Raw genomic sequence first — 26675 nt, forward strand, 5'->3', positions numbered from 1 at the left:
GCCCGGACGATTCTCAGTGCCGGGGCGAGGTGTAGCCGCCACCCAGCGCCGGCATCAGCGCGGGCGAGGACGGCTGCGGCGCGCCGTTCTTGGCGCCCGTGTCGGCCGTGTCGAAGAAGCCGTTGAGGCCGGCGATGCCCAGCGAGAAGTTCGTCACCCAGCCCGAGTCCGGCTTGCCCGCGGCCGCGTTGATGTCGAGCGGCCGGGCGAAGTGCAGGCGCATCAGCAGCGGCCCCAGCGACACGTTGAAGCCGATGGCGGCGTTCAGCACGCGGTGGTCCCACAGGTCCCGTGAGCTGTTGCCCACGCCGCCCACGTCGACGCCAGCCACCGCCTCCAGGTCGTTGAGGAAGGCCACCCGGATGATGTCGTTGAGCGGCAGCTGCAGCTCCAGCGTGGAGTAGACGAAGTTGCGGCCCAAGAGCCACCGCTCGTCGCCGAAGTTCACGCCGCGCAGGGTGTCGAACGAGGACAGGAAGTAGGAGCGCGCGTAGCGTCCGCCCAGCGTGGTGCCCGCGCCGCCGCGCAGGAACAGGTGCGTGCGGCCGTAGATGGGGAAGTAGCGCTCGGCGTCGACGCGCACGTTGCCGTAGGCCTCGGAGTTGAACGGCTGCACACCCACCGTCGTCTCGAGCAGCGCGGAGCTGCCCGACAGCGGGCCCGTGGCGTAGTGGTACTTCAGGCTGTCGTAGCCGATCTGCCCGCTCAGCTCCGTCTGGAAGCGGATGGAGCCGTTCTTCTGGTTCCACAGCGACAAGAGCTCCCGGTTGGCCTCGTTGCGGTCCGGGAAGAAGAGGCGGAACTCCGTGTCGTCGTCGAGGAAGTACTTGGTGCCACCCACGCTCAGGTCACCCTGGATGAACAGGAATGTGCTCAGCGGGTAGCGCAGGCTGCCGAGCGCGCCGAAGTAGCGCTCCGCCGACGTGAAGAAGACGGGCAGGTCGTCGAACGTCTGGTCCACGCGGAAGCGCAGCGACTGGAAGAGGCCGCCGCCCCACGTCGTGCGGCGCTCGTCGTTGATGTAGAGCATGTAGCCGTCGGTGAGGTCGAAGCTGCCGTACACCGCCAGCGTCAGGATGAACTGGTGGTCGCGCATGCGGTCGCTCGCCGCGGCGAAGAGCTGACCGACGAAGCCGCCGCCGCCCGCGCCCGCGAAGCCGAAGATGGGGCCGAACTCCAGGTTCTGTCGGGCGAAGGGCCGGTAGGGCGTGGCGTCCGTGAGCGGGCGCACCGCGAGCGGGTTGGGCGGCTCGGGCGGCGGCTCGGGCGGCACGTCGAGCGCGAGCATGCGCGGCGGCCGGAGCACCGCGGGCTTGCGCTCACCGGAGACGTGGAAGAGCATCCACAGGCTGCCCTCGGGGCCGGGGCCTGGCTCGAACACGCCCGTGGTCAGGTCCGTGCGCCGCACGATGCGGCCGTCCGCCATCAGCTCGTGCAGGTCGGAGCTGCTGTTGTTGAAGGCGGTGAAGAACACGCGCCCGTCCGCCAGCGCCACCGGGTCCGCGTGGTCGCGGTCCTCGCTCGTCAGCCGCTCCACCTGGCGGGGCGCGTCCACCTTCACGCGGAAGAGGTTGAACTTGCGGTGAGACGTCGCATCCGACGTGAAGACGATGCCCGAGGGGCCCCACGTCACCTGGCGCTCGGAGAACACGTCGTCGGTGAGCCGCAGCGGCTTGGCGTCGGGGCTGGCGTTCAGGTCGATGACGTACACGTCGCGCAGGCCCTCGTCCTGGATGCCGATGAAGGCCACCCAGCGGCCGTCCGGGGAGATGGCCGGCGAGTACGCGGCGAGCAGCCCGTGCTTGTCGATGCGGTACGTCTTGCGGTCCCCCAGCTCCAGGTTCACCGACGTGCCCACCTCCCGGTCGATGCCGGTGCGGATGGGGTTGCGGCGCACCAGCACGTCCTGGGAGCGCTTCTCCACGGTGTGCTTGTAGTCCTGCACGTAGATGACGTCGCGCCCGGTGATCTCCGCGACGAACGCCAGCTTGTCCTTCGACAGCGCGAAGTTGCGGCCTGAGATGGGGTGCAGGGACTCCACGCCCGGCATGCCGTCGCTGGCCACCCGCACGTTCTTGTCCGGCGCGCGCGGGTCCATCATGTACAGCCGGCTCTCGCCCGTCTCCGGGACGATGGTGCGCATGGCCAGCACCGAGCCGTCCGGGGAGCTGGTGAACGCGGTGATGTAGCCGGGCGCCTTGTCGAGCAGGTCCAACGCGGGCGCGGACTGCTCCGAGCCCAGGTACGTCTTGTACGCGCGCCGCTTCAGCCAGTTCTCGAACCGCGCCGACAGCCGCTTCGGGTCATCGCCCGTCAGCCGCTCCAGCAGCTCCTCGAACTTCAGCGACGGCGTGTCCTTGGCGCCGCCCACCAGCCGGGGCGACTCCTCCAGCACGCGCTGGATGAAGCCCTTGCCGTACTCCTCCTCCAGGAAGGCCACGCGCACCTGGCCGACCTTGTAGATCCACAGGTAGCCGTAGGGCCCGGGGGAGAAGAAGTCGAGGAACGCGTAGCCCTTGTAGAGGTCCGGGTTCACGAGCAGGTCCCGGACCAGCATCTCCGCCTCGGGGTCCATGCCCCGCTTGGCGTAGAACTCCGCGAGGCCTTCGATGAACCACAGGGGGATGGCCTGGAGCGGCTCGCCGAACACCTTCGCCTGCTCCGTCACGGTGCGCACCTTCTGGATGGTGAACTGGTGCGCGAGCTCGTGCGTGCTGACCTCCTCGAAGAGCCGGTGGTCACCCAGGTACGGCAGGGTGAGCTTCAGGTCACCCTCGGTGCTGGTGACACCCAGGGTACCCTCGGACAGCGGGAAGAGGTTGGTCTGCAGGAACTCCTGGTAGCTGCTGTAGAGGATGTACGGGAAGGTCTCCGTGGGGACGTACTGGAACGTGTCCACCAGGTAGCGGTAGGCCTCCTCGATGAGCGGCGCGGCGCGCTCGGCGACGATGCGCTCACGCTCGTAGAAGTAGAAGCGCACCCCGCCGGCCTTCGCCCCCAGCGACCTGGCGTAGGTGTAGTTGAAGCCGCCATCCGGTGAGCCGCCCAGCGCGGGGCCTCCCAACGCGGGCGCGCCCAGCGCGGTGCCTCCGTCGGGGTCGCCCAGCGCGATGCCTCCGTCGGGGGCGCCGAGCGCGGCGGTGCTCAGGGGCGTGCCGCCGTCCTCGTTGGAGGCGACGGAGCCCGGAGGGGGCGGGGGGCCGGCATCCTCGGTCTGGACGAGCTCGGGTGCGGGGCTGGGCGACAGCGTGGTGGACGGCTCGGTGGGCGCGGCCGCGCCGGAGGGCGGGGATTTCGTGTCTCCGGCCTCCGCGTTGGCGGTGGGGGCGTCCGGGTTGGCGCCACCCTGGACGCCGGGGGGCTGGTCATGCGCCGTCCTGTCCGGAGGCCTGGCCTCTTCGCCCGTGGCCTGGGGGCCGACGAGGATGTCGACGTGCCGCCACTCGAACTCGTAGCTGTTCACCGGCGTCTTGCCCGGGCGGCGAGGCACGACGAAGACCTGGGCCAGCGCCAGCTCCGGCAGGAGCAGGGCCAGCGCGGCGGCAGCGAGGAGACGGGGGTTCACGAACACCTCATGGGTGGGGTACTGGCGAGACAGGGCTTCCTGGGAGGCTCGCTCTCAGGAGTGAGCCTATACAAGGGCCTCGTTTATTTCTTTCCGTTTACTTGCCCGACGGTGGGCGTCCCGCATCCCTTGGGGAGAGTGAGGGAGGGGCTTTCGTTGTGTGGCATGGCCCGGTATGCATACGGGTCATGAGACGCCTCTTCGTACTGAGCAGCACGCTGGTCCTTGCCCTGGGTTGCGGCAAGGACGGGGACTCCAAGAACAAGGCGGAGTGTCACCTTGCCGCCATCAACCTGTCGTCCTGTCAGCGTTCAAGCCTCGCGGCCCTGCAACCCGCGGGCGTGTGGAACGTCAATGTCGAACTGAACGATGGCTCGGGTTCGGCGGGCGCGCTGCGTCTGTCGGGTGCGGACGGCGCGAAGGTGCTGGGCTTCACCGTGACGGAGCAGCAGCACACGGAGGACTCGTACTACCTGGCCGCGGACGTGGTCGACCCGTTCGAGCGCACGGTGCGCTACGCCTTCGCCGGCTGCGAGGCGAGCTCGCCCAGCCGCATGAAGGGCACCTTCCGTCGTTGCGTGGACGGAGAGCTGGACCTGCAGGGCACGTTCGAGGCGGCGCGCCTGCAGCGCAAGGCGGACGAGGTCGAGGGCTCCGGGGTGGAGCTGGTGCGCGAGATCCACCTGGGAGAGGAACTGGTCCCCAAGGAGCTGACGGTGGTGGGCGGCCGCGCCTACGTCACGCTCGGCAAGGATGGCTTCGCCATCTACGACGTGAGCGTCCCGTCGGAGACCCGGAAGCTGTCGGGCCCCAAGCCGTCGAGTGATGTCTACAACGACCTGGTGGTGCACGGCACGCTGGCGTACGTGGCCAGCCAGAAGAGCGGCCTGGTCATCTACGACGTGGCGGACCCGGAGAAGCCGGTGGTGCTGCGCTCGTTGACGGACCCGTCGGTGGAGGTGGGCTCCCTGGCGCTGAACGGCAACCTGCTGTTCGCCGCGTCGCCGGCGCCCAACGGCGAGGTGTTGGTCTTCGACGTGACGACGCCGCTGCAGCCGAAGCTGCTGAAGCGCTACTTCATCGAGGGCGCCGAGCCTTTGAGCGGGGAGGTGCCTTTCGACGTGGTATCGGTGGGGAACCGGCTCTACGTGAGCAACTGGACGTTCGGCGTCACGGTGTCGGACATCACGACGCCCTCGGCGCCGAAGCTGCTGGGCCGGTTCGGAGGCATCTCGTCCCGTTCGTTGGCGGTGGGCTCGGTGAATGAGCGTCCGTTGGTGTTCTCGGGTGGCGAGGACTGGGGGGCGTTCGTCAGCGTGCTGGACGTGTCCAATCCGGCGAGCACGCTCCAGGTGGGGGAGTTCCGGGTCCGCCCGGAGGTCTCCGTGCGCGCGATGGCGCTGTCGGGGACGAAGCTCTACGTCGCGCACTACCAGGACGGTCTGCGGGTGGTGGACGTGAGCAACCCCGGCGTTCCTCGGCAGGTGGCGTACTTCAACACCTACCGCGAGACGGACGCGGGCCGTGGCCTGTCGTTCTTCGAGGGGCTCAACGCCATCGCGGTCCCGGGTGACGGGTACATCTACACGACGGAGTCGTCGCGGGGTCTGCTCATCTTCCGCGAGACGCCGGCGCCCTGAGTCTGGTGTGACTTCCGGTGAGGCGCCTCATGCTGGAGGCGCCTCACGCGGTCGTGGTGCTGTGTCGGAGTCTAGGGCGACAGCAGCGAGTTGCCCGTTCCGCTCCTGCCGAGGCTGGCGCCGCGTGCGAGGTTGAGCTCGATGCCGGCCTCCTGGAGCGCGAGCCGCGCGGCGTATCCGTCGCTGCGTCCCGCCGCGTCACGAGCGAGGTTGAGCAGCGCTCGGGCACGGTCCGCATGGACGATGACGTTGCCCTGACCGAACGCAGCCGCGCTCTGGCGAATCTCCACGAAGGCGCTGTCGGCGATGTCCAGGGCATCGTCGACGTCATCCGCGCCCTGCTGGATGGCGGCGTCGGCGGCCATCATCCATTCGCCGGCGCTCTGGAGCGCGGAGAGCCGCTGCTGGCGTGATTGCTCGGTCTCGACGGCGCGCTCGCCGAACGTGTCGACCTGCTGCTGGGTGGCGACGGCGTTCTGTTCAATCTGGTCGTCGCGAGCCCGGAGCTCTTCCTCGAGCTCGTCGAGTCGGGCGCGCAGCTGCGCGACCTCCGTGTCGTTCGAAGCGGGGGGATTCGAGGTCGCGGAGGTCTGCTGTTGTCCGGAGGGGGCGTTGTTGTTCTGCGGCACGGAGGTGCCCTGCGTGTCGGTGGATTGAGGCACGGTGTTCGAGCCCGAGCCACCGGTGCCGTTCGGAGAGACGGGCGACGTGCCCGTGGTGCCCTGGCCACCGCCTTGCTCGGCCTCGGTGGGACCGAAGCCGCCCAGCGAGTCTTGAGGCTCGGGCTGCGCGCCTGAGCCGCCCGTGCCCGATTGCGTCGAGGGCTGAGTCGTCGTGCCAGTCCCGACGCCACTCGAGTCGTTCGGAACAGAGGTCTGAGGCGTCGTACCCGAGCCACCCGTACCGTCGACCTGTCCACTCACATCCGAGCCTTGCGGAGCCTCGGCGCCGTAGTTCCCCGAGGCGCCAGTCACATCCTGTCCGCCCAGCGGAGCGGGGGCGGGCTGTGAGAGCGCGGACGTATTCGAGCCTCCGGGTTGATTCACCCGAGCATCGCCCCCTTCATCGCCCACATCACCCGAACCGCCAACGCCCAGGTCCGTATCGGACACGGTCGAAGCGGCGCTCTCCGTCTGCTCCGCACCGCTCCCGCCCGTGCCCTCCTGCACCTGCGCGGGGATGGGCATATAGGTCTGATAGGTCTCGTCGACGGCGATCTCGCTCGGCGTCGCCGGAGCCGTCCCATCGGGGAGGGCGGGCGTCACCACATAGCCGCTGTACGGCGTCGTCCCGTCCGCGGTGGGCTGCTGGATGACGTAGTTCGGGGGGAGCCACGCGCCATCCGCCTCCTCGGCGGCCTGCTCGTTCGCGTCGCGCAGGGCCTCCGCGGCCGGGTCGCGGACGTTCGGGTCCATGGGAGAGGGGTAGGGCGTCTGGCTCTGTCCCTGAGCGACGCTCAACCCCGCGGCGAGGGCGATCCACAGGTTCATGTCGCCAGAGTGTTCACTGCTCGAATTCTCCGGCACCTCGGCGGCCCGCTTTCCCCTCGCTCGCATGCCCGACGTGCGACCACCCCGCCGCCCGCTGGGAGAAGTCGAAGGGCCGTGTCCCCACTCGGGAACACGGCCCCTCGAATCCCTCCGCTGACCACCGCCTCAGATGCTGATGCGCAGGCCCGCGCCCAGCTCGAAGGTGGGGTAGTTGATGGTGATCGGCGGATTGGGCGGCTCGCCTTCGCCCGCCGGCGCACCAGGAAGCGTGAACCCGCCGAAGCGGAACTCGCCACCCTTGTGGCCGTAGTGGACCGCGCCGTACGCCTCCACCGTCAGATAGCTCAGCGCGCGGTGGGTGACGTTGAGCCGGCTGATGTACGACTTGTCCGAGAGGTTGCTCAACGTGAACAGGTTGAACGACGTCCGCTCGAGCGAGCCGGGGCGGTCCAGGAAGAGGTACGCGGAGCCGTAGTGGCGCCCCGTGTACAGCGGCTGGAAGGCCTGCTTGAAGAGCAGGAACGGATAGCCGAACGAGCTCGTGTAGCCCGTCGAGTTGTAGAAGTACTCCACGCCCAACACGGCGATGTCGTTCTCACCGTACGCGAAGCTGTAGTTCGCGCCAGTCGTCACCTGGGGCGTGAGACCCGAGGGGAAGTAGGCCTCGACGATGTCGGGATTGGCGAGCACATCCTCCGCCGTGGTCCCCGGAGGAACGCGGTACAGCGGCTGCTCCGTGCTCTTCTTCAGCGCCACCTCGCCATACACATCGATGGGCCCCAGCGCGGAGGACACATCCAGTCCGAAGCGGGGCTTGCGCCCCCGCTGGGCCACCGTGCTCAAGCCCACCTCCGCGGGCCCCAGCACCACCTCGGCGCGCAGCGCGCCACCGATGCGGCTCAGGCTGTTGACGGGCTCGGACACCCCCGCGCGAGGCACGCCGCCGGTGTTGTCCGTGAGCACGCCCGTATCGGTGCCCAGGTCATCCATCACCGCGAGCGCATAGAAGTTCCAGCCCCGAGCCTCCCAGGGGACATGGACCTTCAGCATCGACACACCGGTGCGCAGGTCGACGAAGGCCAGCGGGTTGCGCCGCTGCGGGGACAGGAAGTCGGTGGGGTTCCAGATCTGCCCCGTGCCCCACTTCACGTGCTGCTTGCCGACGGTGAGGAACACCGTCCGCTCGATGTCGAAGCGCAGCCAGGCCTGGTCCAGGAGGACGCGAGGATTCGCCAGGGCGCCCGCGGTCCCCGACTGCGTGGACACGGTGGGGTCGTAGCTCAACCGGCCCACCACGAAGCCGCGCAGGCGGTCCATGGGCCGCGCGTCGAAGTACCCGTCCACCAGCGTGGGCGCGGAGAACGCCGTGTCGCCGAAGGACGTGCCCTGCGTCGCGGCCGCGAAGCCGCGCAGGTAGAACTGTCCGCCAATCTTCAGCGGATCATCCACCGCCTCCTCGGAGTCGAACGCGCTGCGCGTCGCCGGCCCCGAAAGCGAGCGTGAGTCCCGGTCTCCAGGCTCCGGCGGCGCCTCCGTCAGCGGCCGCTGTCGCTCCGTCGCGTCGCCCGTGTTGCTGCCATCCGCGTCCGCCGAGGGCTCCGAGTCCCCGCCGAACAGGGCATCCTCGCTCGGACGCTCCGATGACGGAGCCTCCGAGGGAGGCGTCGAGGACGGGTCCGCTCGCGCGGGCGTGTCGTCCCCTCCGCCGAACAAGGCATCGTCGTCCCGCTGCGCCGACTGGCCCAGCGCGGCGGGAGCAACGAGGGCCACGGACAGCGCCGTGGCCAGGGTGAGGTCGCGGGGGCTCATCGGCTCTTGCTCTCGAGCCAGGCCTTGGTGAAGAGGTTGGCCTCCAGCGAGCGCAGGTCCACCGACTTGATGAGGATGATGGTGGAGTTGGCCTTCTCCACCTCGTCGTAGATGCGGATCTCCTCGGGGAACCAGACGTCGGCGCCCTTGGACTCGCTGAAGATCTTCTTCCAGCGCGGGTAGAGCGCGGTGCGCATCAGCCGGCCGGACAGCGCGTACTCCTCGCGCTTGAGGATGTTGGTGGAGTCCTTGTCCACCCACAGCTTCACGACGGGGTAGGCCACGTCGACGTTGGGCTTCACCTTGAGCGACAGCTTGTGCGCCGTGTACTTGCCCAGCTTGGCCTCGCCCTCGTACGTCGGGTCGAACTCCTCGGCCAGGCGGGACTCGTCGAAGTCGGCGCGGCGGCTGTCGGTGCCGGCGATGCGTTCGCGCTCCGTGCGACGCTCCCACTTGCCCACGTTGGGGTCGTAGCTCCAGAGGTTCTTGTCCATGCGGAGGTAGCCCTTGCCGGCCTCCGTCTTGGGCTTGCTGAAGAGGATCATCAGCTTGTCGTCCGCGTCGCGTCGGTACACGAACGCCTCGCGCACGTTGTCCGTCTTGTCCTTCTCCTTCTGCTCCAGATAGATGAGCGCCTTGTAGTCGCCACCATTGCGCTGGCGATCATCGATGGTCGCCAGCATCTGCGTCATGACGGCCGGCTCCAGGGCCAGGGCCACGGGCGCGGACAGCAGGGCCGCGGTGACGACCGCGGCGGACAGCAGGCTCTTGAGGCTCATGGAAATCACCCGATGTGGTGCATCGCCGTCACCGGCTTGAGCCGCGCGGCGAGGAAGGAGGGAATCAACGAGATGAGCGTGGTGCAGGTCGTGATGAACACCATGGCGCCCACCACCGCGCCCGCGTCCACCACCAGGTTCAGCCGCTCGGACATGATGAACATCGCCACCACCTCGGGGACGCTCACGTTCGCGGCCGTCACGCCCAGGCACACCGCGAGGCCCAGCAGCGCCCCCACCAGCGTGCCCAGCGCCCCGAGCGTCATCGCCTCGAAGAGGAACATCGCCACCACGCGCGTCCTCTGCATGCCAATCGCGCGCAGCGTGCCAATCTCGCGGGTGCGCTCGCGGATGGCGATCCACAGCGTGTTCATGATGCCCACGCCGATGATGACCAGCAGCACGAAGATGAGCACGCCCGTCAGCCCGTTGAGCGCCGTGAGCGTCCAGGTGATGAAGGACAGCTCGTCCTCCCAGTTGGTGATGTCCAGCTTCTGGCCCGTCCACGCCTCGCGGTTGACGACGTCGAACTTGAACCAGAACGCGCGCGGGTCGTTGTCCATCACGGTGAAGCCGGCCTTGGCCAGCACCTCGCGCAGCCGCGCCTGGACCTGCGGCACCTGCGAGACGTCCTTCAGGTACAGGTAGAGCGCGCCGGTGGTGTCCTCGCGCAGTTGGTAGAGCGAGCGCAGGGTGGAGGCTTCGACGTAGATGTTGAAGTCGCTCATCATGCCCATGTCACCGGCGATGGCCGCCACGCGCACGTCCACCGTGTTGTTGGTGCCGCGCATGGTGGGCGCGGAGATGGTGATGGTGTCGCCCACCTTCACCTCCAGCCGCTTGGCCTGCTTCTCGAACAGCAGCGCCGTGCCGGACTCCGACAGCCCGTCGAGCGAGCCCTCGCGAATCTGGAGGACCTTGTGGAGGCCCGGCTCGTTCTTCACGTCGACGCCGCCGATGCCCACCTGCATGGAGCTCTTCTCGCTGACGATCTTCGCCCAGCCGCGCCCGCGCTGGACGGCGTAGTCGAGCTCCGGAATCTCCTTCCGGACCAGCTCCATGACCTTCGGGTAGGACGTCACCACGGGCGCGGCCTGGCCGGCGGTGACCTTGTAGAAGCCGCCCACGTTGACGTGGCCGGTGGACAGGATGGTGGCCGAGCGCAGCAGCGTCTCCTTCATGCCCGTGGACAGGCCCATGAGGATGACGAGCAGCGCGGTGACACCCGCGATGGCCCCGCCGAGCAGCAGCGTGCGCCGCCGGTGGGTGCCGAGGTTTCGGAATGCGATGAGGAAGAGCTGGAACATGGGTCACTCGTCCGTCTGCATCGCCTGGAGGGGCGAGACGCGCGTCGCGAGGAACGCGGGGTAGAGGGTGGAGATGGCGGAGACCAACAGGACGATGACGAACGCCGCGACGAGGTTGCCGGCGCTCAACGTCGGGTAGAGGCGGGGACCGGAGAAGAAGAAGTACAGCGCCTCGTTGCCGGCGGGGATGCCCGCGCTGCCCAGCGCGCTCATGATGCCGCTGCCCACCAGCGCCCCGCCCAGGCCGAACACCGCCCCGAGCAGCACCGTCTCGATGAGCACCATGCTCAAGACGAAGGAGCGCTGCGCGCCGATGGCCCGCATCGTCCCCACCTCGCGCACCCGCTGCAGCGTCGCCATCATCATCGCGTTGTTGATGATGACCAGCGCCACCACGAAGATGATGAACACCGCGAAGTACAGCACCAGCTTCGCCATCAGCACGAACTGGCCGATGATGCCCGCGGCCTGCTGCCAGGACACCACGCGCAGCTTGAGCCCCGCGGCCTGGGTCGACTCGCGCAGCTCCTCCATCGTCCGGTCCAGCTGCTCCGGGTCCTTCAGGATGACCGCCGCGCTGAGCGCCTCGCCCTGTTCGATCTCCTGCTGCGAGTAGACGCGCGCCACCAGGTCCTCTCGGGCCAGCGCGCCCAGCCCGCCCTCGAACACCTTGGACTCCTCGATGAGCCCGGGCGTGGCGTCCGCCACCAGCGTGTTGCCGCTGTCCTCGCCGAAGAGCGCCTCCTCCGCGCTGCCCCGGTCCAGCTCCTTCAGGCCGCTGCCCTTCTGCAGCTCGGTGATCTCCGCCTTGCGCTCCGGGCTCAGGTAGCCGTAGAGGTCGCGGAAGGTCATCAGGTCCATCAGGTTGATGGCGCCCGCCATGAAGGACTTCTCCAGGCCCTTGAACTGGTAGGTGCCATAGACCTTCACGTTGATGCTCTGCACGTAGCCGGTGCGCGTGAAGGCGGTGATGGTGAGCGAGTCCCCCATGCGCAGCCGGTACAAATCCAGCAGCGGCGCCAGCTCCGCGTAGAACTGCTGGTAGCGCGTGTCGAAGTTGTCGTCGGTGGTGGTGAAGAACTCCGACAGGAGCTTCTCCAGCGACGGCTCCTGGCTGCCGAGCACCTTCTGCAGCCGCTCCACCGCCTGGCGCGTCTTCACCGGGTCCAGCTGGAAGAGGATTTCCCGCGTCTGGGTCTGGTTCTCCTTCACCCAGCGCTGCAGGGTCGGGTCGGTGTCGATGCGCTTCTGGTTGACGTCCCGCTCCTGCTTGATGTTGTCCAGGCGCAGCGCGGACTTCAGCTTGAGGAAGTTCTCGTAATAGAACTTGGACATCAGCATGCCGCGCTTGCCCGCGGGCACCGCCTGTCCGTCCACGACCTCCATGCGGTCGAACGACTTCTGGAACGCGTCCAGGTCCGTTCCCACGTAGCGGAAGTCCAGCAGGTCGCCGTCCGGCAGCTGCGGGGCGATGCGGTTCTCCAGGAACTCGAGCGAGCCGAACGGGTCCTCCTCGAAGGCGCTCCAGAACGCGTCGGTGCGGGCGCGCGCCAGCGCCTCCACCTCCACGGGGTCCTGGGCGGCCTCGGTGAGCAGCTCGCGGCTCTTGGCCCGCTGCTCCTCCATCAGCGCCACCATCTGCCGCACGTGGCCCTTCACGCTGTCGATGTTCTCGCGAAGGGCAGGGGACTCACCCTCCGTCTGGCGCTTCTTGTACAGGTCGCGCAGCCGCGCGAGCGTCAGGTCCACCGTGTTGCCGGAGGTGATGAGCGCGCCGCTGGTGCCCATGGGCACCACCGTCTTCACGTTGGGGTGCTTCTCCAGCACCGGCTTGATGCGGCTGAAGTCGTCCACCACCGCCAGGTCCGGCTCGCCGCTCATGCCGCCGTACAGGCTCAGCTCGTCCTTGGAGTCATCCGAGTAGACCTGGATGTGGCCCGCGACGCTGCCGATGATGCTGCGGCTCATCGCGCTGTCCATGCTGTCGAGCAGCGCGCCGCCCACGACCACCAGCAGGGTGCCGAAGAAGATGATGCCGCCGATGAGGATGTTGATCTTGCTGGTGAACAGGTTGCGCAACGCCACCTGCAACAGCAACCGGAGCTGCCCCATGTCAGTGACCCTCCGCGCCCGCGGCCATGGCCCGCTTCGCCTCGGCGGGGGTGAGCCGGTCGAGAATCTTCCCGTCCGCCAGGCGCACCACCGCGTTCGCGTGGTTCATCACCTTGGCGTCGTGCGTGGAGAAGATGAAGGTGGTGCCCTCCTTCTGGTTGAGCTCCTTCATCAGGTCGATGATGTGCTGGCCCGTCACCGAGTCCAGGTTCGCCGTGGGCTCGTCGGCGAGCACCAGCTGCGGCCGGGTGACGAGCGCGCGCGCCACCGCCACGCGCTGACGCTGGCCGCCGGACAGCTCGTTGGGGCGGTGCTTCGCATGGTCGGCGAGGCCCACCTGCTCGAGCAGCTGCATCACCCGCTCCTTGCGCTGGTTCTTGTCCAGCTTGCGCTGCAGGAGCAGCGGGAACTCCACGTTCTGGAAGACGCTGAGCACCGACACCAGGTTGAACGACTGGAAGATGAAGCCGATGGTGTGCAGGCGCAGGTGCGTGAGCTGACGCTCACTCAACTGCTTGGTGTCCTGACCCGCGACGCTCACCACGCCCGAGGTCGCGGTGTCCACGCAGCCGATGAGGTTGAGCAGCGTCGTCTTGCCGCTGCCGGACGGGCCGGCGATGGAGATGAACTCCCCGGGGTGCACCTGCAGGTCCACGCCCCTCAACGCGGGGACCACCACCTTGCCCAGGGTGTAGTCCTTGGTCACCTGGGTGATGGAGACGATGGGAGACTGCGCGACAGCGCCATTCATGCGGTGCGTCCTTTCGAGGCCTTGGAAGTGCGGGGTGTGGGGCGGGCGGCGCGCGAGGCTCGCCACCGCTCGGCGATACCGGCCATCTCGGCCAGGTAGAAGTCACAGAAGTCCGCCGCCTCGCGCAGGTGGTGCTTGTTCGCGAGCTGCGGCACGGAGAGGGCCTCCTGGCACACGCGGACGAACGCCTTGACGCTGTCCTCGGCGGTGCGAAGCCGGCTCTCCCAGCCATTGCTGTTGACGACGTAGTAGTGCTGCCGGTCTCCCGGCACGCTGACGGGCTCCACCAGTCCAATCGCCATGCTGGCGCGGATGTTGGTGGACACGGAGGCCGCGCTCACCTTGAGCACGCGCGCGAGCTGCTGCAGCGACAAAGGTTCGTCCGTCAGCATCAGCAGCGCGTGGATGCGCCCGCCGATGCGCGTGCCGCCCTGCCGCTCGAAGTACAGCCCCATCGATTCGATGAAGCGCTGCTCCGCGACGCCCAGCTCCTTCATGCACGGCCTCCGTCCCACCCGCGTGGGGGCCGCGCGCGACGCGCTTCCGCCGGGGCCCAGGGTGGCGCCCGGCATCTAGTTCGTTCAGGCCATTCAGTCAATACTGAATGAAGTGAATGGACCGCCCCGAGGCGTCAGGTGGGGCGGGTGAAGCGAAGGCCCACGGCCAGGTGGGGCCGTGGGCCTGGGATTCCCTCTGGGAAGAGGGCGTCATGCGGGCGTGTGCCCGTGGGCGCTAGTACGTGTCGGGGCTGGTGCTCTTGTCACCGCTGGTGTCGCCACCCATGTCCCGGTTCTTGCTGGAGTCCATGCCGGAGCCGCCGGTGCCGGGCTCATCCAGGGTGCCGCCGGGGTCCAGGGTGCCGTTGTCCTGCGGCGGCGTGCCCTGGTTGATGGAGGAGTCCGGCGTCATGACGTCCGTGCCCGCGCCGCCGGTGCCCGACAGCGAGATGCTCTTGGCCATGTTCTTGGTCTCCTTCACCTCGAAGCTGGCGCGGATCTCCTGGCCCTCCTTGAGGTCCTTGGCCTTCTTCAGGGTCGGGTCGGTGAACATGGTGCTCTTGTCGATGTCGAGCGGCACCACCGCGCCCTGCGCGTCCTGCACGAAGACCTTGCTGCTCTCGGTCTTCACCACCTTGCCGCTCAGCTCCTTCTGGCCCATGGCGCTGGAGCCCATGGTGGAGCCCGAGCCGCCCACGGAGCTGCCGGGCTGCATCGTGCTGTCCTGGGGCATGCTGGTGCTACCTGAGGTGCCCGAGCCGCCCTGCGCCGAGGTGTCCGTCTGGGGCTTGTTCTTGTCGTCGCCCGCCAGGGCCGTTCCGGAACCGACCAGCGCCAGCGCCGCGAAAATCCCGATCAGCTTCTTCATGGGAGAGTCTCCTGTGTGAGTGCGACGGGGGGCGTTGTGTGGTGCGTCATCCCCCGCTGTTCCAAAAGCTAGGTGCGGATGTGGAAGGGGACAGGGCTGGGGGGGCAAGGCTGGCGCGTGCCCGGTTCCTCCCCTGCCGGTGGGCCTGGGGCCAGCCAATCCCACGGGGCAGGATGGGAGGCGGCTTGAAGCAGGGGCCGCTTTTCCCCTACCGTCCAGCCAGCAAGCGTCCCGCGGCCCTGGTGCCGTGGGCCCGACAGGAGACCCCCTCCGCGATGCCCCCGTCCGCCAAGCCGTCGTCCGCCCCCCCGCCGCAGGAGCTGCCGGCGCCGTCGTACCCCGCAATCGAGTCGCTGCTCGAGGCGACCCCCGCGGAGGACGTCCGGGCGCTGTTCGCCCCGGTGAAGGAGGGCCTGGCCGGCCTCAAGGGCCCCAAGGTGGAGGTGGGCAAGAAGGCCCAGGTCGCGCTGGCCCACGCCGAGCAGCTGCTGGAGCTGCTGGTGGACACCCGCGAGCGGCTGATCGCCGAGGCCAAGGGGGCCAAGGGTCGGAAATGACGGGCTTTTACCCGTTCGTCACGGTTTTTGGCTCCGGGCAGGCAACTGGCGGAGCGCCGGGACGATAATGGGAGAAAGAGCACTGGATCATCCGGGAGCTCTGTCTTCTTCTTCTCGCAGCGCCTGGAGGATGAAATGGCGAACATCAACAGCATGCAGGGCCCCAGCATCCGGCTCTCCACCCACGTCACGACGGCGCGCCAGACCCCTGAGACGGGCTTCGGCGCTCGGCTCCACAACGGGCTGAACAGCGCGGCGGGCGCGGTGGGCACGGGCGTCGGCGCGGTGGCCGGCATGATTCCTGGCGGGCAGATCGTCTCCGCGGCGGTCTCCTCCGTGCACACGCTGTCCAACACGAGCGGCTCGGGCGCTGGCCCCTACGCCGGTGTGATGAGCACCGCGGTGGGCGCGGGCGGCGGCGGTGTCGTCGGCGGCGCCTCCGTGGGCGGCGCGGCGGTGGGCATCAGCGGCGTGGCCGGTGGCATCGGCGGCGGCGTGGCCGGTCCGGGCACGGGCGCGCTGGGCACCAGCACGTCGGACACCGTGGGCGGCAACTTCTCCCTGAACCAGATGGCGGCGGAGAACTCCAAGCTGCTCAACCTGCAGGCGGCCATCCAGCAGGAGTCGCAGACGTTCACGGCGATTTCCAACGTGATGAAGTCGCGGCACGATTGCATCAAGAACTCCATCAGCAACGTCCGCTAGGCCCGTAGGGCCTGGGTCGGGCCGAAGCACGGCGGGGAGGGGAGCGGCGCCGCTTCCCTCCTGGCCGCGCGCGGAAAGGAAGAGCGAAGTCCATGGCGGAGAGCGTCTCGGAGATCTCGAACAGCCTGGTCCCCCTGGGGCGCCAGCAGGCCATGGTGTTGCTGGAGGCCGGCTACCTGTGGCTGGACATGGGACAGTTCGACAAGGCGAAGGAGATCTTCGCCGGGGCCGCGGCGCTGATGCCCAAGAGCGAGGTGCCGCAGCTGGGGCTGGGCGCCGTGGAGTTCGCGCAGGGCCGTCACGACAAGGCGCTCCAGGCCTACCGCTCCGCGCAGCGGCTGGCCCCGCAGGCGTCGCTGCCGCGCGCGCATGTGGGCGAGGCGCTCCTGTTCCTGGGCAAGGTGCCGGAGGCGCTCAAGGAGCTCAAGGCGGCCATCGACCTGGAGCCGGAAGGTGACGGGGCGCGTCTTGCGCAGGCGCTCCTCCAGGCGAAGGATGCGGGAGTCCTGCCTCCCGCGAAGAAGTAGGGGCAGGGGAGGTTCACCCATGGCTGTCGGTGGCGTTGGACGCGGTGGAGGGAAGGGGCGCGCCGGTGGCGCGAAGGGGCCGTCGTCCGCGGCGCCCGCGGGTGGGGCTTTCGGCGCCCGGGTGGACAAGGCCGAGTCTCTCGTCGGAGTCTCCGGTCTGGTAGGCTCCAGCAACGTCCAGGGCCCCCAGGCCGCGGATCCGGTCGCCGCGCAGGCGATGGCGATTGCCCGCGGGCTGAAGAACGGGGGCTTCAAGAGCAAGGAAGAGGCGACCCGGGCGTTGGTCGCCGAGGTCCTGAAGGAGAAGCTGCGCATGAAGTCCTCCTCCCTCACCACGAAGATTGCGGACGCACTGCAGGATGACCCGCGGCTGAACCAGGTTCTCGAGCGGCTGTGGTCCAAGGCCGAGTGAGCAGCGCTTGCCACTGGGCGACGACAGACAGGCCATCCTCACGAAGTACGGCCCCTACGTTCGGTCCCTCGCGGCGACCGTGCGCAAGCAGTTCAACGCCCAGCTGGAGCTGGACGAGCTGGTGGCGTACGGACAGATAGGCCTGCTGGAGGCCGCCGAGCGCTTCGACCCGAAGGTGGGCGCCAACTTCCTCACCTTCGCCCACTACCGCATCAAGGGCGCCATCTTCGACGGTCTTCGGAAGATGGGCGTCCTGCGGGGCTCGGACGCCCGGACGGCGTACGTCGGGGAGCGGGCGGCGGCCTATTTGGGGAATTTGTCGGACCGCGAGTCGGGCTCAAGCAACCGCGGCAGCTCATTCGACGATGATGTCAGTGACATCTCGGATGCTGTGCAGGGGCTGGCGATGGTGTTCGCCTCCAGCCTCGAGGGTGCGGACAGCGCGGGCTACACCGACGAGTCCCTGCCGGTGGACATCCGGCTGGAGCAGGAGCAGCTGAAGACGCGGGTGCGGGCGGCGATCGAGAAGCTCCCGGAGAAGGAGCGAAAGCTCCTTCAGGGGTACTACTTCCAGGGCAGGACGCTGGAAGAGGCGGGGGCGGAAATCGGGCAGTCGAAGAGTTGGGCGTCTCGGCTTCATGCGCGCGCCATCGACCGGCTCAAGGAACTCTTGAACGAGGAGGAGGAACTTCCTCCGACCTCGACGGATGCAAGGAGGCTGTCACATGGCGGGTCCGATGGCGGGCATCTCCGCGGCGCAGGTGGCGCAGCAAAAGCTGCAGGATCAGGGCGCTCAGCAGACGACGAAGCAGGGCGCGTCGAAGTTCGACGGAGTTCTCGCTGACAAGGCGCAGGGCGCCGGTCAGGTGGACGCCGCGCAGGGCGTGAACAAGGCCCAGGCGACGCAGAAGACGGACATGGTCCGTCAGGTGGAGACGGTCAACAAGACGGAGAAGGCGGGCCTGAACAAGGTCAACGCCAACGCCGCCCAGCCCGTGTCCGCGAAGGCGGCCGAGCCCGTCGCCGCGAAGACGGAGACCGGCAAGACGGCCAAGGCCACCGACATGATGGAGCAGGTGCTCGGTGACCTGGAGAAGGGCCAGGGCAACCTGGAGAAGATCATCTCCCAGGCCGCCAGCGGCAAGCAGTTCTCCAACGCGGAGCTGCTCTCCCTGCAGGCGTCCATGTATCAGTACACCCAGCAGCTGGACCTGACGAGCAAGGTGGTGGAGAAGGCGACCACCGGTCTCAAGGACGTCGTCAAGACGCAGGTCTGAGTCCGTCCACCGTCCTTGGTGGCGCTTGACGAAGGGCGGCTCCTCCTGGTTGGAGGGGGCGCCCTTCCGCGTTTTCCGAGGCCCTAGTAAGCTCCCCGTGCCCATGATTCGCCGACCGCAAGCGTTTGTCGCCCCGCTCCTCGCCCTCGTGCTCGTGACGGGCTGTCACATTGAGCTCCAGCACGAGCTGAGTGAGGCGGACGCCAACGAAATCTACGTCCTGCTCAGCAAGAACGGCATCAACGCGAAGAAGGAGAAGGAGGAGGGCGGCAACGAGGTCCGGTTCATGATCACCGTGCCCAAGACGGATGCCGCCGAGGCCGCGGAGCTGCTCAAGCTCAACTCGCTTCCGCGTCCGGTGGAGAAGGGCCTGTCCCACTTCGCCAAGGGAAGCATGGTGCCCACCGCCACGGAGGAGCGCGCCATGCTCCTCAAGGCGATGGGCGGCGAGGTCTCCAACGCGCTCAACCAGATCGACGGCGTGCTGGAGGCGCGCGCGATCGTGAGCGTCCCGGAGAACAACGACCTGACGCAGCCGGAGAACAAGCCGATGCCGTCCGCGTCGGTGTTCATCAAGTTCCGGCCCGGCGCGGAGGGCAAGCCGCCCATCGACGTCAACGCGGTGAAGGCGTTCGTCGCCACGGCGGTGCCGGAGATGAAGCCGGACGCGGTGACGGTGCTGATGACGCCCGCGCTGGGACCCAAGGCGGAGAAGACCGACGAGAACCGGCAGCAGGACGTGCTGGGTCTGCGCATGACGGCCTCCAGCGCCAGCCAGTTCAAGGTGATGATCGCCGGAGCCTTCGCGCTCATCCTGGGGATGATGGGCGTCACGGCGTGGTCCATCATGCGCGGGGGCGGCGGCAACGCCCCCACGGCGCGTGGCCCCCGCCCCCGGGTCCGCCCGCCCGAGGCCTGACCGGTTCCGCGCCCCCCTTCGAGGGGGCGCCTTCTTTCCTCCCAGCGGGCGTCGGTGGGGCCCGCGAGGTGACGTTTGGACTCGTTCTTCACCTCGCTCAACAAGCGCCAGAGCATGCTGCTGCTGACCGCCGTGACGTTCGGCGGTCAGGAGAGCCTGGGCGCGATGGAGCACCTCCCGACGGAGGAAGGTGAGCTCTTGCGCCACCGCGCGCAGGAGATCCTCCAGATTCCTCGCGACAAGCGCATCCCGGCGCTGGTCCAGGAGATCAAGCGGCTGGTGAAGGACCGCCGCGGGCAGCTGTGGACCGCGGAGCCGGAGCGGCTGGCGGCGCTGCTGCAGCGCGAGCGCGGGGCGCTGGTGGAGATCGTCCTGCGCGCGCTGCCCGCGCCCCTGGCGGAGGCCGTGCGCGGCCACCTGCCGCCGCCTCGGGTGAAGCTGACCCGCGAGGTGCGGCCCCAGGTGCTGGACATCGTCCGGTGGAAGCTCGAGGAGGCGCTGGCGCGCGAGACGGGCGACTCGCAGTCCGCGGGGTTCAAGTTCTCCGACGTGCTCCTGCTGACGCAGCGCGAGCTGTTCACGGTGTGCGACCGGTTGGGCGCGCGCGTGCTGGGGCCGGCGCTGGCGGGGCTTCCCGACGCGGAGCGCGAGGCCCTGTTCGAGCCGCTGCCTCCGGACCTGAAGCTGCTCGCCTCCAAGTCGGTGGCGGCGAACGCGCCGCGCAAGCTGCCCGAGGAGGACGCTCGCGCGCAGCTGGAGCAGCACGATGCGCTGAGGAATCCGGCGGGCTCCATCCGCAGCGCGGGCGTGCAGCGCCTGGTGCGCGCGTGCGTGGCCCAGTCCGCGGAGTTCGCCGCGCGCATGGTGGAGAAGTACCGGGGCGAGTTCGGTGGGCTCATCGCGAAGTGGCTGCGCGAGGAGCGAAACCGGCAGCCGGCGCGGGGCGATGGTGGCCGCACGGACATCGTCATGGACCTGGAGCGGCTCGCCTCGCGCGGGCTCATCGAGCGCCCGGTGCGCCTGGCCACGCCGCCCCCGCCGCGTCAGTCCGCGGTGCTGCCGCCTCCGCCCGGCGCGCGCAAGGCCGCCGCTGCCGCCGCTGCCGCACGTCCCGCCGCGCCGTCCTCGGGGCGGGATGCCGCGCCTCCCGCGGGGCGGGAGGGTGCGAGTCCGCCGCCCCGCGAGCCCGCCGCCGCGCGCCCCGCTCCGGGGGCTCCCAAGGCCGCGCCCGGACAGGGTGGGACGGTCTCTCGTCGTCCTCCTGGCGCGGCGCCCGCCGTCCGTCGCGACTTCATGGCCGAGCGCGCCGCGAGGAACGCCGGCGCCATGTCCAGCCGCGAGGGCTCGCGTGTCGCGCGCCCCAAGGACGGGGCCTCGGATGGCTCGGCGATGCATCGGCTTCCGCCGCGCCGCGACCCTGGGGCCTCCCCGGAGGCCACCGGGGACCACCGGGAAGCCCGGCGAGACCCCGCGGCCCCGGTGGCCCGCAGGGAGCCGTCCGGAGCCGACCCCCGGTCCGCTCGACCTGGAAGGGTGGATCCGGAGGGTGCCCGCATCGGACCGCCTCCGTCGCGCCTGGGACAGGGGGGGGCTCGTCCTCGTCCGTCGAGCGCTGCCGCGGGCTCGCCCGAGGCCCCGGCGCGTGCTCGCATCGGACCGCCTCCGTCGCGCCTGGGAGGCCCTCGCCCCTCGAGCGCGGCCGCTGGTGAGCCCCTGCCTCCCGGTGCCCGAGAGCGTTCCCGTGTGGCGCCCGACGCCGAGGGTTCGCGGGTGGCGCCCGCGGGGGATGGCTCGCGGGTGGCGCCCGCCGGTGATGGTTCCCGTGTGGGGCCAGCCGCCGGGGGCTCGCGGGTGGCGCCTGTCGGGGGCTCGCGCGTGGCGCCTGCCGGTGATGGCTCGCGAGTCGGGCCCGCGGGAGATGGCTCTCGTATCGGGCCCGCCGGGGGCTCGCGCGTGGCGCCTGCCGGTGATGGCTCGCGAGTGGGCCCCGCGGGAGATGGCTCTCGTATCGGGCCCGCCGGGGGCTCGCGGGTGGCGCCTGCCGGTGATGGCTCGCGAGTGGGGCCCGCCGCTGGGGGCTCCCGGGTAGCGCCCGCGGGCGATGGCTCACGCGTGGCGCCCGCGGCCGGCGGCTCGCGCATCCAGCGCCCCCCCGAGGCAGGGTCCCGCGTGCGGCCTCGTCCCGAAGCCCCCGAGGCCCAGGAGGTCTCGCGCGTGTTCCGCTCGCGCTCGTCGGTCTCCATCGCGGCGGTGCGCCCCGAGCCCCCCCGTGAGGGTGGGGCGGAGCGGCCTCCTCGGGTGCTGGCCGGGCGGGCTGGCACCTCCGCGGGGCAGGCGCCCGCGGGCGGGCAGGAGGGGACGTCCGTGCAGCGCAGGCCACGTTCACCGTCCGGGACGGACGACTCTTCGTCCTCGGGCTCGGGCGGGCGTGGACCTCGCGGCGGAACGCGCTAGCATCCGGCCCGCAAGGAGCGGCGCATGGCGATCGGCAAGGTGATCAAGGGAGACGGGACGGCCGAGCCGTCCGTCGTGTCGGAGCGGCCGGTGTTGCGGCCTCCGCGCGCGGGGGTGATGAACGCCGAGGTCTTCGAGGCGCGCCAGGGCGCCCAGGGCATCCTCGAGGAGGCGCAGCGCGAGAAGGAGCGCATCCTCGCGGAGGCGCAGCGGGAGCGTGAGGCGCTCCTCGTGAAGACGCGCGAGGAGGGACGTCAGGAGGGGCTCGCCCAGGCCACGGAGATCATCCTCCGGGCGAAGATGCAGGCGGGGGAGATCCTGGCCACCTACGAGCAGGACGTCATCGCGCTGGGGCTGCGCGTCGGGGAGAAGATCATCGGCCGGAGCCTGGAGAAGGACCCGGACCTGATGCTGGAGCTGTGCGCGGCGGCCATCGACAACCTGCGCAGCGCCCGCTCCATGGTGCTGCGGGTTCATCCCAAGACGGCGGCGGTGCTGCGCGCGAAGAAGCCGGTGTTGATGGAGCTCATCGGTCGCGCGGTGGACCTGGCCATCAAGGAGGACCCCGAGGTGGCCCCGGTGGGCTGCATCGTCCAGACGGAGTTCGGCACGGTGGACGCGCAGCTGCCCACGCAGTTGGAGATGCTCCAGAGCGTGCTCTTGCCCGACCAGAACGGCCCGAAGGAAGGCCCGGCGTAGCCGGGACGGGAAGGAGCCCACGTCCATGGCCATCGACCTCTCTCGTTATCTCGACCTCATCAAGGACGCCCAGACGGTCCGCGTCCGCGGCCGCGTCACCGAGCTGACGGGCCTCATCATCAAGGCGAGCGTCCCCAACGTCCGCGTGGGCGAGCTGGTGCTCATCAAGAGCCGCGCGCGCGGCGCCGTGAAGGCCGAGGTCGTCGGCTTCCAGGGCGACGAGGTCATGCTCATGCCCCTGGGTGAGCTGTACGGCATCGGTCCGGACAGCGAGGTGATTCCCACCGGCAAGCCGCTGAGCATCAAGTGCGGCGAGGCGCTCCTGGGCCGCGTGCTCAACGGCATCGGCGAGCCGATGGACGGCAGCCCCCTGCCGGACGAGGGGCTCATCGACTGGTCCGTGGACCGCGACTGTCCGGACCCCTTCACGCGTCAGCGCATCGAGCGGCCGCTGCCCCTGGGCGTGCGCTGCATCGACGGACTGCTCACGGTGGGCGAGGGCCAACGCGTGGGCCTCTTCGCCGGCTCCGGCGTCGGCAAGTCGACGTTGATGGGGCAGATCGCGCGCAACACCAAGGCCGACCTGTGCGTCGTCGCCCTCATCGGCGAGCGTGGTCGCGAGGTGCGCGAGTTCATCGAGGACGCCATGGGCGAGGAGGGCATGAAGCGCTCCGTGCTCGTGTGCGCCACGTCCGACCAGCCCAGCCTGGTGCGTCTGCGCGCCGCCTACGTGGCCACGGCCATCGCCGAGTACTTCCGCGAGCGCGGCGGCAACGTGCTCTTCATGCTCGACACGGTGACGCGTCTGGCGCGAGCCCAGCGTGAGATTGGCCTCGCGGTGGGCGAGCCCCCGGCGCGTCAGGGCTATCCGCCGAGCGTGTTCTCCATGCTGCCGCGCATCCTGGAGCGCACGGGCAACTCGCAGAAGGGCAAGTGCACCGCCATCTACACGTGCCTGGTGGCCGGCGGTGACATGGAGGAGCCCATCGCGGACGAGGTCCGCGGTATTCTCGACGGCCACTTCATCCTCAACCGCGCCCTGGGCGAGCGAAACCAGTGGCCCGCCATGGACGTGCTCGCCAGCCTCAGCCGCGTGATGAGCGGCATCGTCTCCAAGGAGCACAAGAAGGCCGCGGGCAAGCTGCGCGAGACGCTCTCCACGTACGAGAAGCAGCGCGACCTCATCCTGCTGGGGGCCTACCAGTACGGCACGGACCCCCGCACGGACTACGCCATCGACAAGTACGACTCCATCATCGACTTCCTCAAGCAGGACACCCACTCGAACTCGGACTTCGAGGACACGGTGGGCCAGCTGGTGGGGCTGTTCGACGAGTGAGGTCCACCCAGGAGGGTGGGCTTGGGGCCCCCTGGTCCACTGGACGGGGGTGCACCTCCGGGAAACCGGGGTAGGATGGGGGCACCATGCCCCCGTACCGGTTGCAGACCCTGCTGGACATGCGGACCCGGGCCAAGGAGGAGGCCGAGCAGGCCTTCTCCGACGCCATCAAGGCCCTGGAGCGCGAGAAGGTGGAGCTCCAGCGTCTGATGGACGAGCTGGAGCGACGCAAGCGCGAGCGCAAGGAGAAGGTCGCCGCCTACCTCAAGGAGATCATGGCCAAGGGTGCCGGCATCAACGGCATGAACATGATGGGCCGCTTCGAGGAGCGCCTGAAGGACGAGGAGGCGCAGGTGGCGCTGGAGGTCGAGCGTCAGCGTGAGGCGGTGAAGGTGGCCGAGCGCCTGGTCGAGCAGCGGCGCCGGGAGATGGCCGAGGCGGCCAAGGAGCTCAAGGCCATCGAGAAGCACAAGGAGACCTGGCAGAAGCAGGTGAAGCATGAGCGCCAGCAGCGCGAGGAGTTGAGCCAGGAGGAGATTGGCAACGCCTTGTTCCTGGCTCGGCAGCGCAAGTAACCTGCCGCCACCCCATCCCTCGGGAAAGATGTCATGAGCCGTGTCGACGACGACCGTGAAGCAGCGCGCCTGGCCGAGCGCATCATGCAGGAGAAGAAGCTCGCCGAGGGCCAGGCCAAGAAGCGCCAGGAGGGCACGTCCGCCTTCCAGAAGCTGATGCAGCCGCAGGCGCAGCCCCAGGCGACGGCCCCCACCCAGACGCCGCAGACGCCGGGAGGCCTGGCCCGTCAGGTGCTGGCCAAGGCGACCCAGCAGGGGAAGACCTTCGGCGAGGCCCTCCAGCAGCCGCCCCAGATGGGCGGCAACCCCGCCTCCACGCTGGCCCAGACGCAGCGTCGGGCGGACACGAACACCTCGGAGGCCCGCTCCGGCTCGCGCGCCTCGGACGCCAAGGAGACCCAGCGCACCTCCGAGGGGCGGGAGAAGGACCTGGACAAGGCCGACTCGGCCCTGGGGCAGGTCAGCTCCGAGCGCGGCGCGGCCATCCGCGCGGACGCGGACGCGGGCGGCAAGGGCAGCGGCGGCGGTGGCAAGGAGGACAAGAAGGGTGGCGGTGGCACGGAGATGGGGGCGGGCTTCCGCTTCAACCCCGCGCTGATGGCGCCGGTGCCGGTGGCCAAGCCCAAGGACACCGCGGGCTCCGAGCGGCTGCGCGCCATGGCGAGCGAAATCGCGCAGAAGATCGTCGACCGCGTGCGCGTGGGGACGAACGCCGCGGGCCTGGCCGAGTTCCAGATTGATCTGCGCGGGGACGTGCTCAACGGCCTGTCCATCAAGGTCAGCGCGCGCAACGGGAAGATCTCCGCCACCTTCAGCGGCACCAACCGTGACGTGCTGAAGATGCTCGAGGAGCAGAGCGACGGGCTTCGCGCCGCGCTCGGGGGCCGGGGCCTGAAGCTCGAGACGGTCCGCTTCGAGGCGAAGACATGAGCGTGGAGCCGGAGGACGAGTCTCCGGGCGTGCACGAGCGCACGATGCTCGTGGACCTGCGCAACCTCAAGCCCGTCCGTCCTCCTCCCGAGAAGGCCGGCGCGCCGGAGAATGCGGAGCCGCGTCCCGAGAAGGCCGAGCGGCCGGAGAAGGTCGCGCGGAGCGCCTGGCGTCCCTTCACGTTCAAGGGGCTGGAGAAGGTGTCGCGCGCCCAGGGGCAGCTCGCCGAGCGGCTGCGCTGGCTGACGCCCAACGAGGGGACGCTGACGGGCGTGTCCGCCCGGCTCAAGGGGCTCTTCGACGCGGAGGTCGGCCTGTCGCTGGAGTCCGTGCAGGTGCGGCCCATGGCGGAGCTGCGCCGCTTCCTGGGGGACCCGACGTTCCTCGCGGTGCTGGCGCCCGGGGCGCTGCCGGGGCGGGCGGTGCTCGAGGTGGAGCTGGCGCTGGCGCACACGGCGGTGGACCTGCTGTTGGGCGGCGCGGGCGAGACGGTGGGCTTGAGGCCCCTGACGGACATCGAGGAGGGCGTGATGGGCTACGTCATCCTGGAGGCGCTGCGGGTGCTGGTGCCCGCGCTCCAGGCCGGCGTGCCTCGCCCGAGGCTGGACGGGGTCGCCCGGGGCGTGGACGAGGTGTCCGCGCGCCTGGGGGACGACGGGCCGATGTTGACGGTGCACCTGAACGCCACGCTGGGACCGCACGGCGGCATGGTGCGGCTGGTGGTGCCGGCGGCGGTGCTGGAGGCGGCCGAGCCCGCGGTGGAGAGCGCCCAGCGGCGCGCCCGCGTCAAGGCGGACCTGGCGGCGAACGCGGGCCGGCTGTCGGCGGTGCGCGGGTGGCTGCGGGCGGAGATTGGCACGGCGGAGCTGACCGGCCAGGACCTGGCGAGCCTGCGCGTCAAGGACGTGGTCCTGGTGGACGTGCTGTCGGCGCGGCCGGACCGGGGCGAGCCGGGCACGGCGCAGCTGCGGCTGGGCGCGGGGCGCTCGGGGCACGCCGAGGCCGAGGTCTTCGTCGAGGACGGGCGCTACCAGGCGCGCATCACCCGCATCATCCCCGGGGAGTCGGGGAACCCGCGCTCGGCCACCGAGGAGGGTGGGGGGCGGGACGAGGAAGAGGATTTCACCAACCCGGAGCTGGACGTTCCTCCGGAGCTCGAAGGGGCGCCCTTGGACGACGTGAACAAGCCGGACGGAAGCGACCTGCTGGGCGACGTGCCGCTGCAGATCGCCGTGGAGCTGGCGCGCATCCCGGTCACCGCCGAGCAGGTGGTGGGCATGCGGGCCGGTCAGGTCATCGAGCTGAGCCGGGGCCCCGGCGAGCCGGTGGAGCTGTCCATCAACGGCAAGGTGGTGGCCCGCGGTGAGCTGGTGGAGATGGAAGGCCAGCTCGGCGTCCGCGTCACCACGTTGGCGAGCTGAGCACCTTCGCGAGGACTGGAAGCAAGCGGGCTGCCAGACGGG

The 26675-nt window shown here is 69.7% G+C and carries 23 protein-coding genes; 14 read left to right on the forward strand and 9 right to left on the reverse strand.

Annotated elements, in window-relative coordinates:
- Window positions 1–13: 13 nt before the first annotated feature.
- Window positions 14–3565 (reverse strand): tolB protein precursor protein, encoded by a 3552-nt coding sequence (locus tag AC6JA9_RS15045; RefSeq protein ID WP_223746579.1) that lies wholly within the window; start codon window positions 3563–3565, stop codon window positions 14–16.
- A 188-nt stretch (window positions 3566–3753) separates the two neighbouring features.
- On the opposite strand from AC6JA9_RS15045, the gene AC6JA9_RS15050 reads away from it, so the two are divergent.
- Entirely contained in the window at window positions 3754–5205 is a 1452-nt protein-coding gene (locus tag AC6JA9_RS15050) for an LVIVD repeat-containing protein (RefSeq protein WP_223746580.1), read from the forward strand.
- A 71-nt stretch (window positions 5206–5276) separates the two neighbouring features.
- On the opposite strand, the gene AC6JA9_RS15055 is transcribed toward AC6JA9_RS15050, so the two are convergent.
- The 8 genes from AC6JA9_RS15055 to AC6JA9_RS15090 form a co-directional block, all read right to left on the reverse strand.
- Entirely contained in the window at window positions 5277–6695 is a 1419-nt protein-coding gene (locus tag AC6JA9_RS15055; RefSeq protein WP_223746581.1) for a hypothetical protein, read from the reverse strand.
- Between the two features lie 165 nt (window positions 6696–6860).
- Window positions 6861–8504 (reverse strand): hypothetical protein, encoded by a 1644-nt coding sequence (locus tag AC6JA9_RS15060; RefSeq protein WP_497960001.1) that lies wholly within the window; start codon window positions 8502–8504, stop codon window positions 6861–6863.
- Window positions 8501–9283, reverse strand: a complete 783-nt coding sequence (locus AC6JA9_RS15065; RefSeq protein ID WP_141330679.1) for an outer membrane lipoprotein-sorting protein — start codon at window positions 9281–9283, stop codon at window positions 8501–8503. Before AC6JA9_RS15065 ends, AC6JA9_RS15060 begins: the two co-directional genes overlap by 4 nt.
- Window positions 9284–9288: 5 nt before the next feature.
- Window positions 9289–10590 (reverse strand): ABC transporter permease, encoded by a 1302-nt coding sequence (locus tag AC6JA9_RS15070; protein ID WP_223746583.1) that lies wholly within the window; start codon window positions 10588–10590, stop codon window positions 9289–9291.
- Between the two features lie 3 nt (window positions 10591–10593).
- Window positions 10594–12702, reverse strand: a complete 2109-nt coding sequence (locus AC6JA9_RS15075) for an ABC transporter permease (protein WP_223746584.1) — start codon at window positions 12700–12702, stop codon at window positions 10594–10596.
- A gap of 1 nt (window position 12703) precedes the next feature.
- The gene (locus AC6JA9_RS15080; RefSeq protein ID WP_223783105.1) at window positions 12704–13453 is read right to left on the reverse strand and encodes an ABC transporter ATP-binding protein; all 750 of its coding nucleotides are present in this window, start codon (window positions 13451–13453) and stop codon (window positions 12704–12706) included.
- Entirely contained in the window at window positions 13450–13950 is a 501-nt protein-coding gene (locus AC6JA9_RS15085) for a GbsR/MarR family transcriptional regulator (RefSeq protein ID WP_223746585.1), read from the reverse strand. Before AC6JA9_RS15085 ends, AC6JA9_RS15080 begins: the two co-directional genes overlap by 4 nt.
- Before the next feature lie 235 nt (window positions 13951–14185).
- Window positions 14186–14818, reverse strand: a complete 633-nt coding sequence (locus AC6JA9_RS15090; RefSeq protein ID WP_223783104.1) for a S1 domain-containing protein — start codon at window positions 14816–14818, stop codon at window positions 14186–14188.
- Window positions 14819–15093: 275 nt separating this feature from the next.
- Here AC6JA9_RS15090 and AC6JA9_RS15095 point away from each other — a divergent pair, with 275 nt between their 5' ends.
- From AC6JA9_RS15095 to sctQ, 13 genes are all read left to right on the forward strand, one after another.
- A complete protein-coding gene (locus AC6JA9_RS15095) occupies window positions 15094–15375 on the forward strand; it encodes a hypothetical protein (protein WP_046712697.1) in 282 nt (93 codons plus the stop codon).
- A 135-nt stretch (window positions 15376–15510) separates the two neighbouring features.
- Entirely contained in the window at window positions 15511–16080 is a 570-nt protein-coding gene (locus AC6JA9_RS15100) for a hypothetical protein (protein WP_223746587.1), read from the forward strand.
- Window positions 16081–16172: 92 nt separating this feature from the next.
- Entirely contained in the window at window positions 16173–16607 is a 435-nt protein-coding gene (locus AC6JA9_RS15105; protein WP_046712699.1) for a tetratricopeptide repeat protein, read from the forward strand.
- A gap of 19 nt (window positions 16608–16626) precedes the next feature.
- On the forward strand, window positions 16627–17019 hold the full coding sequence (locus AC6JA9_RS15110; protein WP_223746588.1) for a hypothetical protein: 393 nt from the start codon (window positions 16627–16629) through the stop codon (window positions 17017–17019).
- Between the two features lie 7 nt (window positions 17020–17026).
- Window positions 17027–17863: a sigma-70 family RNA polymerase sigma factor gene (locus tag AC6JA9_RS15115; RefSeq protein WP_223746589.1), complete on the forward strand. Its 837-nt coding sequence runs from the start codon at window positions 17027–17029 to the stop codon at window positions 17861–17863.
- Window positions 17745–18296 (forward strand): EscF/YscF/HrpA family type III secretion system needle major subunit, encoded by a 552-nt coding sequence (locus AC6JA9_RS15120; RefSeq protein WP_223746590.1) that lies wholly within the window; start codon window positions 17745–17747, stop codon window positions 18294–18296. Before AC6JA9_RS15115 ends, AC6JA9_RS15120 begins: the two co-directional genes overlap by 119 nt.
- A gap of 103 nt (window positions 18297–18399) precedes the next feature.
- Window positions 18400–19215 (forward strand): type III secretion protein, encoded by an 816-nt coding sequence (locus AC6JA9_RS15125; RefSeq protein ID WP_141333049.1) that lies wholly within the window; start codon window positions 18400–18402, stop codon window positions 19213–19215.
- Window positions 19216–19290: 75 nt separating this feature from the next.
- The gene (locus tag AC6JA9_RS15130) at window positions 19291–21669 is read left to right on the forward strand and encodes a hypothetical protein (RefSeq protein ID WP_497960003.1); all 2379 of its coding nucleotides are present in this window, start codon (window positions 19291–19293) and stop codon (window positions 21667–21669) included.
- Between the two features lie 24 nt (window positions 21670–21693).
- On the forward strand, window positions 21694–22368 hold the full coding sequence (locus AC6JA9_RS15135) for a FliH/SctL family protein (protein WP_141323013.1): 675 nt from the start codon (window positions 21694–21696) through the stop codon (window positions 22366–22368).
- 25 nt (window positions 22369–22393) lie between these two features.
- On the forward strand, window positions 22394–23707 hold the full coding sequence (gene sctN, locus AC6JA9_RS15140; protein WP_141323014.1) for a type III secretion system ATPase SctN: 1314 nt from the start codon (window positions 22394–22396) through the stop codon (window positions 23705–23707).
- 86 nt (window positions 23708–23793) lie between these two features.
- The gene (locus tag AC6JA9_RS15145; RefSeq protein WP_046712706.1) at window positions 23794–24282 is read left to right on the forward strand and encodes a flagellar assembly protein FliH; all 489 of its coding nucleotides are present in this window, start codon (window positions 23794–23796) and stop codon (window positions 24280–24282) included.
- A 33-nt stretch (window positions 24283–24315) separates the two neighbouring features.
- Window positions 24316–25212, forward strand: a complete 897-nt coding sequence (locus AC6JA9_RS15150) for a flagellar hook-length control protein FliK (protein ID WP_497960004.1) — start codon at window positions 24316–24318, stop codon at window positions 25210–25212.
- The gene (gene sctQ / locus AC6JA9_RS15155; protein WP_223746593.1) at window positions 25209–26633 is read left to right on the forward strand and encodes a type III secretion system cytoplasmic ring protein SctQ; all 1425 of its coding nucleotides are present in this window, start codon (window positions 25209–25211) and stop codon (window positions 26631–26633) included. The genes AC6JA9_RS15150 and sctQ overlap by 4 nt, the downstream gene beginning before the upstream one ends.
- Window positions 26634–26675 lie beyond the last annotated feature (42 nt).

The organism is Myxococcus sp. MH1 (assembly GCF_059738865.1).

Excerpts from the sequence above, each read along its gene's own strand:
- AC6JA9_RS15050 (WP_223746580.1), top strand. The coding sequence starts at position 3,754 with ATGAGACGCCTCTTCGTACTGAGCAGCACGCTGGTCCTTGCCCTGGGT.
- sctN (WP_141323014.1), top strand. The coding sequence starts at position 22,394 with ATGGCCATCGACCTCTCTCGTTATCTCGACCTCATCAAGGACGCCCAG.
- AC6JA9_RS15095 (WP_046712697.1), top strand. The coding sequence starts at position 15,094 with ATGCCCCCGTCCGCCAAGCCGTCGTCCGCCCCCCCGCCGCAGGAGCTG.
- AC6JA9_RS15075 (WP_223746584.1), bottom strand. The coding sequence starts at position 12,702 with ATGGGGCAGCTCCGGTTGCTGTTGCAGGTGGCGTTGCGCAACCTGTTC.
- AC6JA9_RS15135 (WP_141323013.1), top strand. The coding sequence starts at position 21,694 with ATGGCGATCGGCAAGGTGATCAAGGGAGACGGGACGGCCGAGCCGTCC.
- sctQ (WP_223746593.1), top strand. The coding sequence starts at position 25,209 with ATGAGCGTGGAGCCGGAGGACGAGTCTCCGGGCGTGCACGAGCGCACG.
- AC6JA9_RS15150 (WP_497960004.1), top strand. The coding sequence starts at position 24,316 with ATGAGCCGTGTCGACGACGACCGTGAAGCAGCGCGCCTGGCCGAGCGC.
- AC6JA9_RS15100 (WP_223746587.1), top strand. The coding sequence starts at position 15,511 with ATGGCGAACATCAACAGCATGCAGGGCCCCAGCATCCGGCTCTCCACC.
- AC6JA9_RS15060 (WP_497960001.1), bottom strand. The coding sequence starts at position 8,504 with ATGAGCCCCCGCGACCTCACCCTGGCCACGGCGCTGTCCGTGGCCCTC.
- AC6JA9_RS15065 (WP_141330679.1), bottom strand. The coding sequence starts at position 9,283 with ATGAGCCTCAAGAGCCTGCTGTCCGCCGCGGTCGTCACCGCGGCCCTG.
- AC6JA9_RS15125 (WP_141333049.1), top strand. The coding sequence starts at position 18,400 with ATGATTCGCCGACCGCAAGCGTTTGTCGCCCCGCTCCTCGCCCTCGTG.
- AC6JA9_RS15070 (WP_223746583.1), bottom strand. The coding sequence starts at position 10,590 with ATGTTCCAGCTCTTCCTCATCGCATTCCGAAACCTCGGCACCCACCGG.
- AC6JA9_RS15105 (WP_046712699.1), top strand. The coding sequence starts at position 16,173 with ATGGCGGAGAGCGTCTCGGAGATCTCGAACAGCCTGGTCCCCCTGGGG.
- AC6JA9_RS15090 (WP_223783104.1), bottom strand. The coding sequence starts at position 14,818 with ATGAAGAAGCTGATCGGGATTTTCGCGGCGCTGGCGCTGGTCGGTTCC.
- AC6JA9_RS15055 (WP_223746581.1), bottom strand. The coding sequence starts at position 6,695 with ATGAACCTGTGGATCGCCCTCGCCGCGGGGTTGAGCGTCGCTCAGGGA.
- AC6JA9_RS15085 (WP_223746585.1), bottom strand. The coding sequence starts at position 13,950 with ATGAAGGAGCTGGGCGTCGCGGAGCAGCGCTTCATCGAATCGATGGGG.
- AC6JA9_RS15080 (WP_223783105.1), bottom strand. The coding sequence starts at position 13,453 with ATGAATGGCGCTGTCGCGCAGTCTCCCATCGTCTCCATCACCCAGGTG.
- AC6JA9_RS15120 (WP_223746590.1), top strand. The coding sequence starts at position 17,745 with ATGGCGGGTCCGATGGCGGGCATCTCCGCGGCGCAGGTGGCGCAGCAA.
- AC6JA9_RS15145 (WP_046712706.1), top strand. The coding sequence starts at position 23,794 with ATGCCCCCGTACCGGTTGCAGACCCTGCTGGACATGCGGACCCGGGCC.
- AC6JA9_RS15110 (WP_223746588.1), top strand. The coding sequence starts at position 16,627 with ATGGCTGTCGGTGGCGTTGGACGCGGTGGAGGGAAGGGGCGCGCCGGT.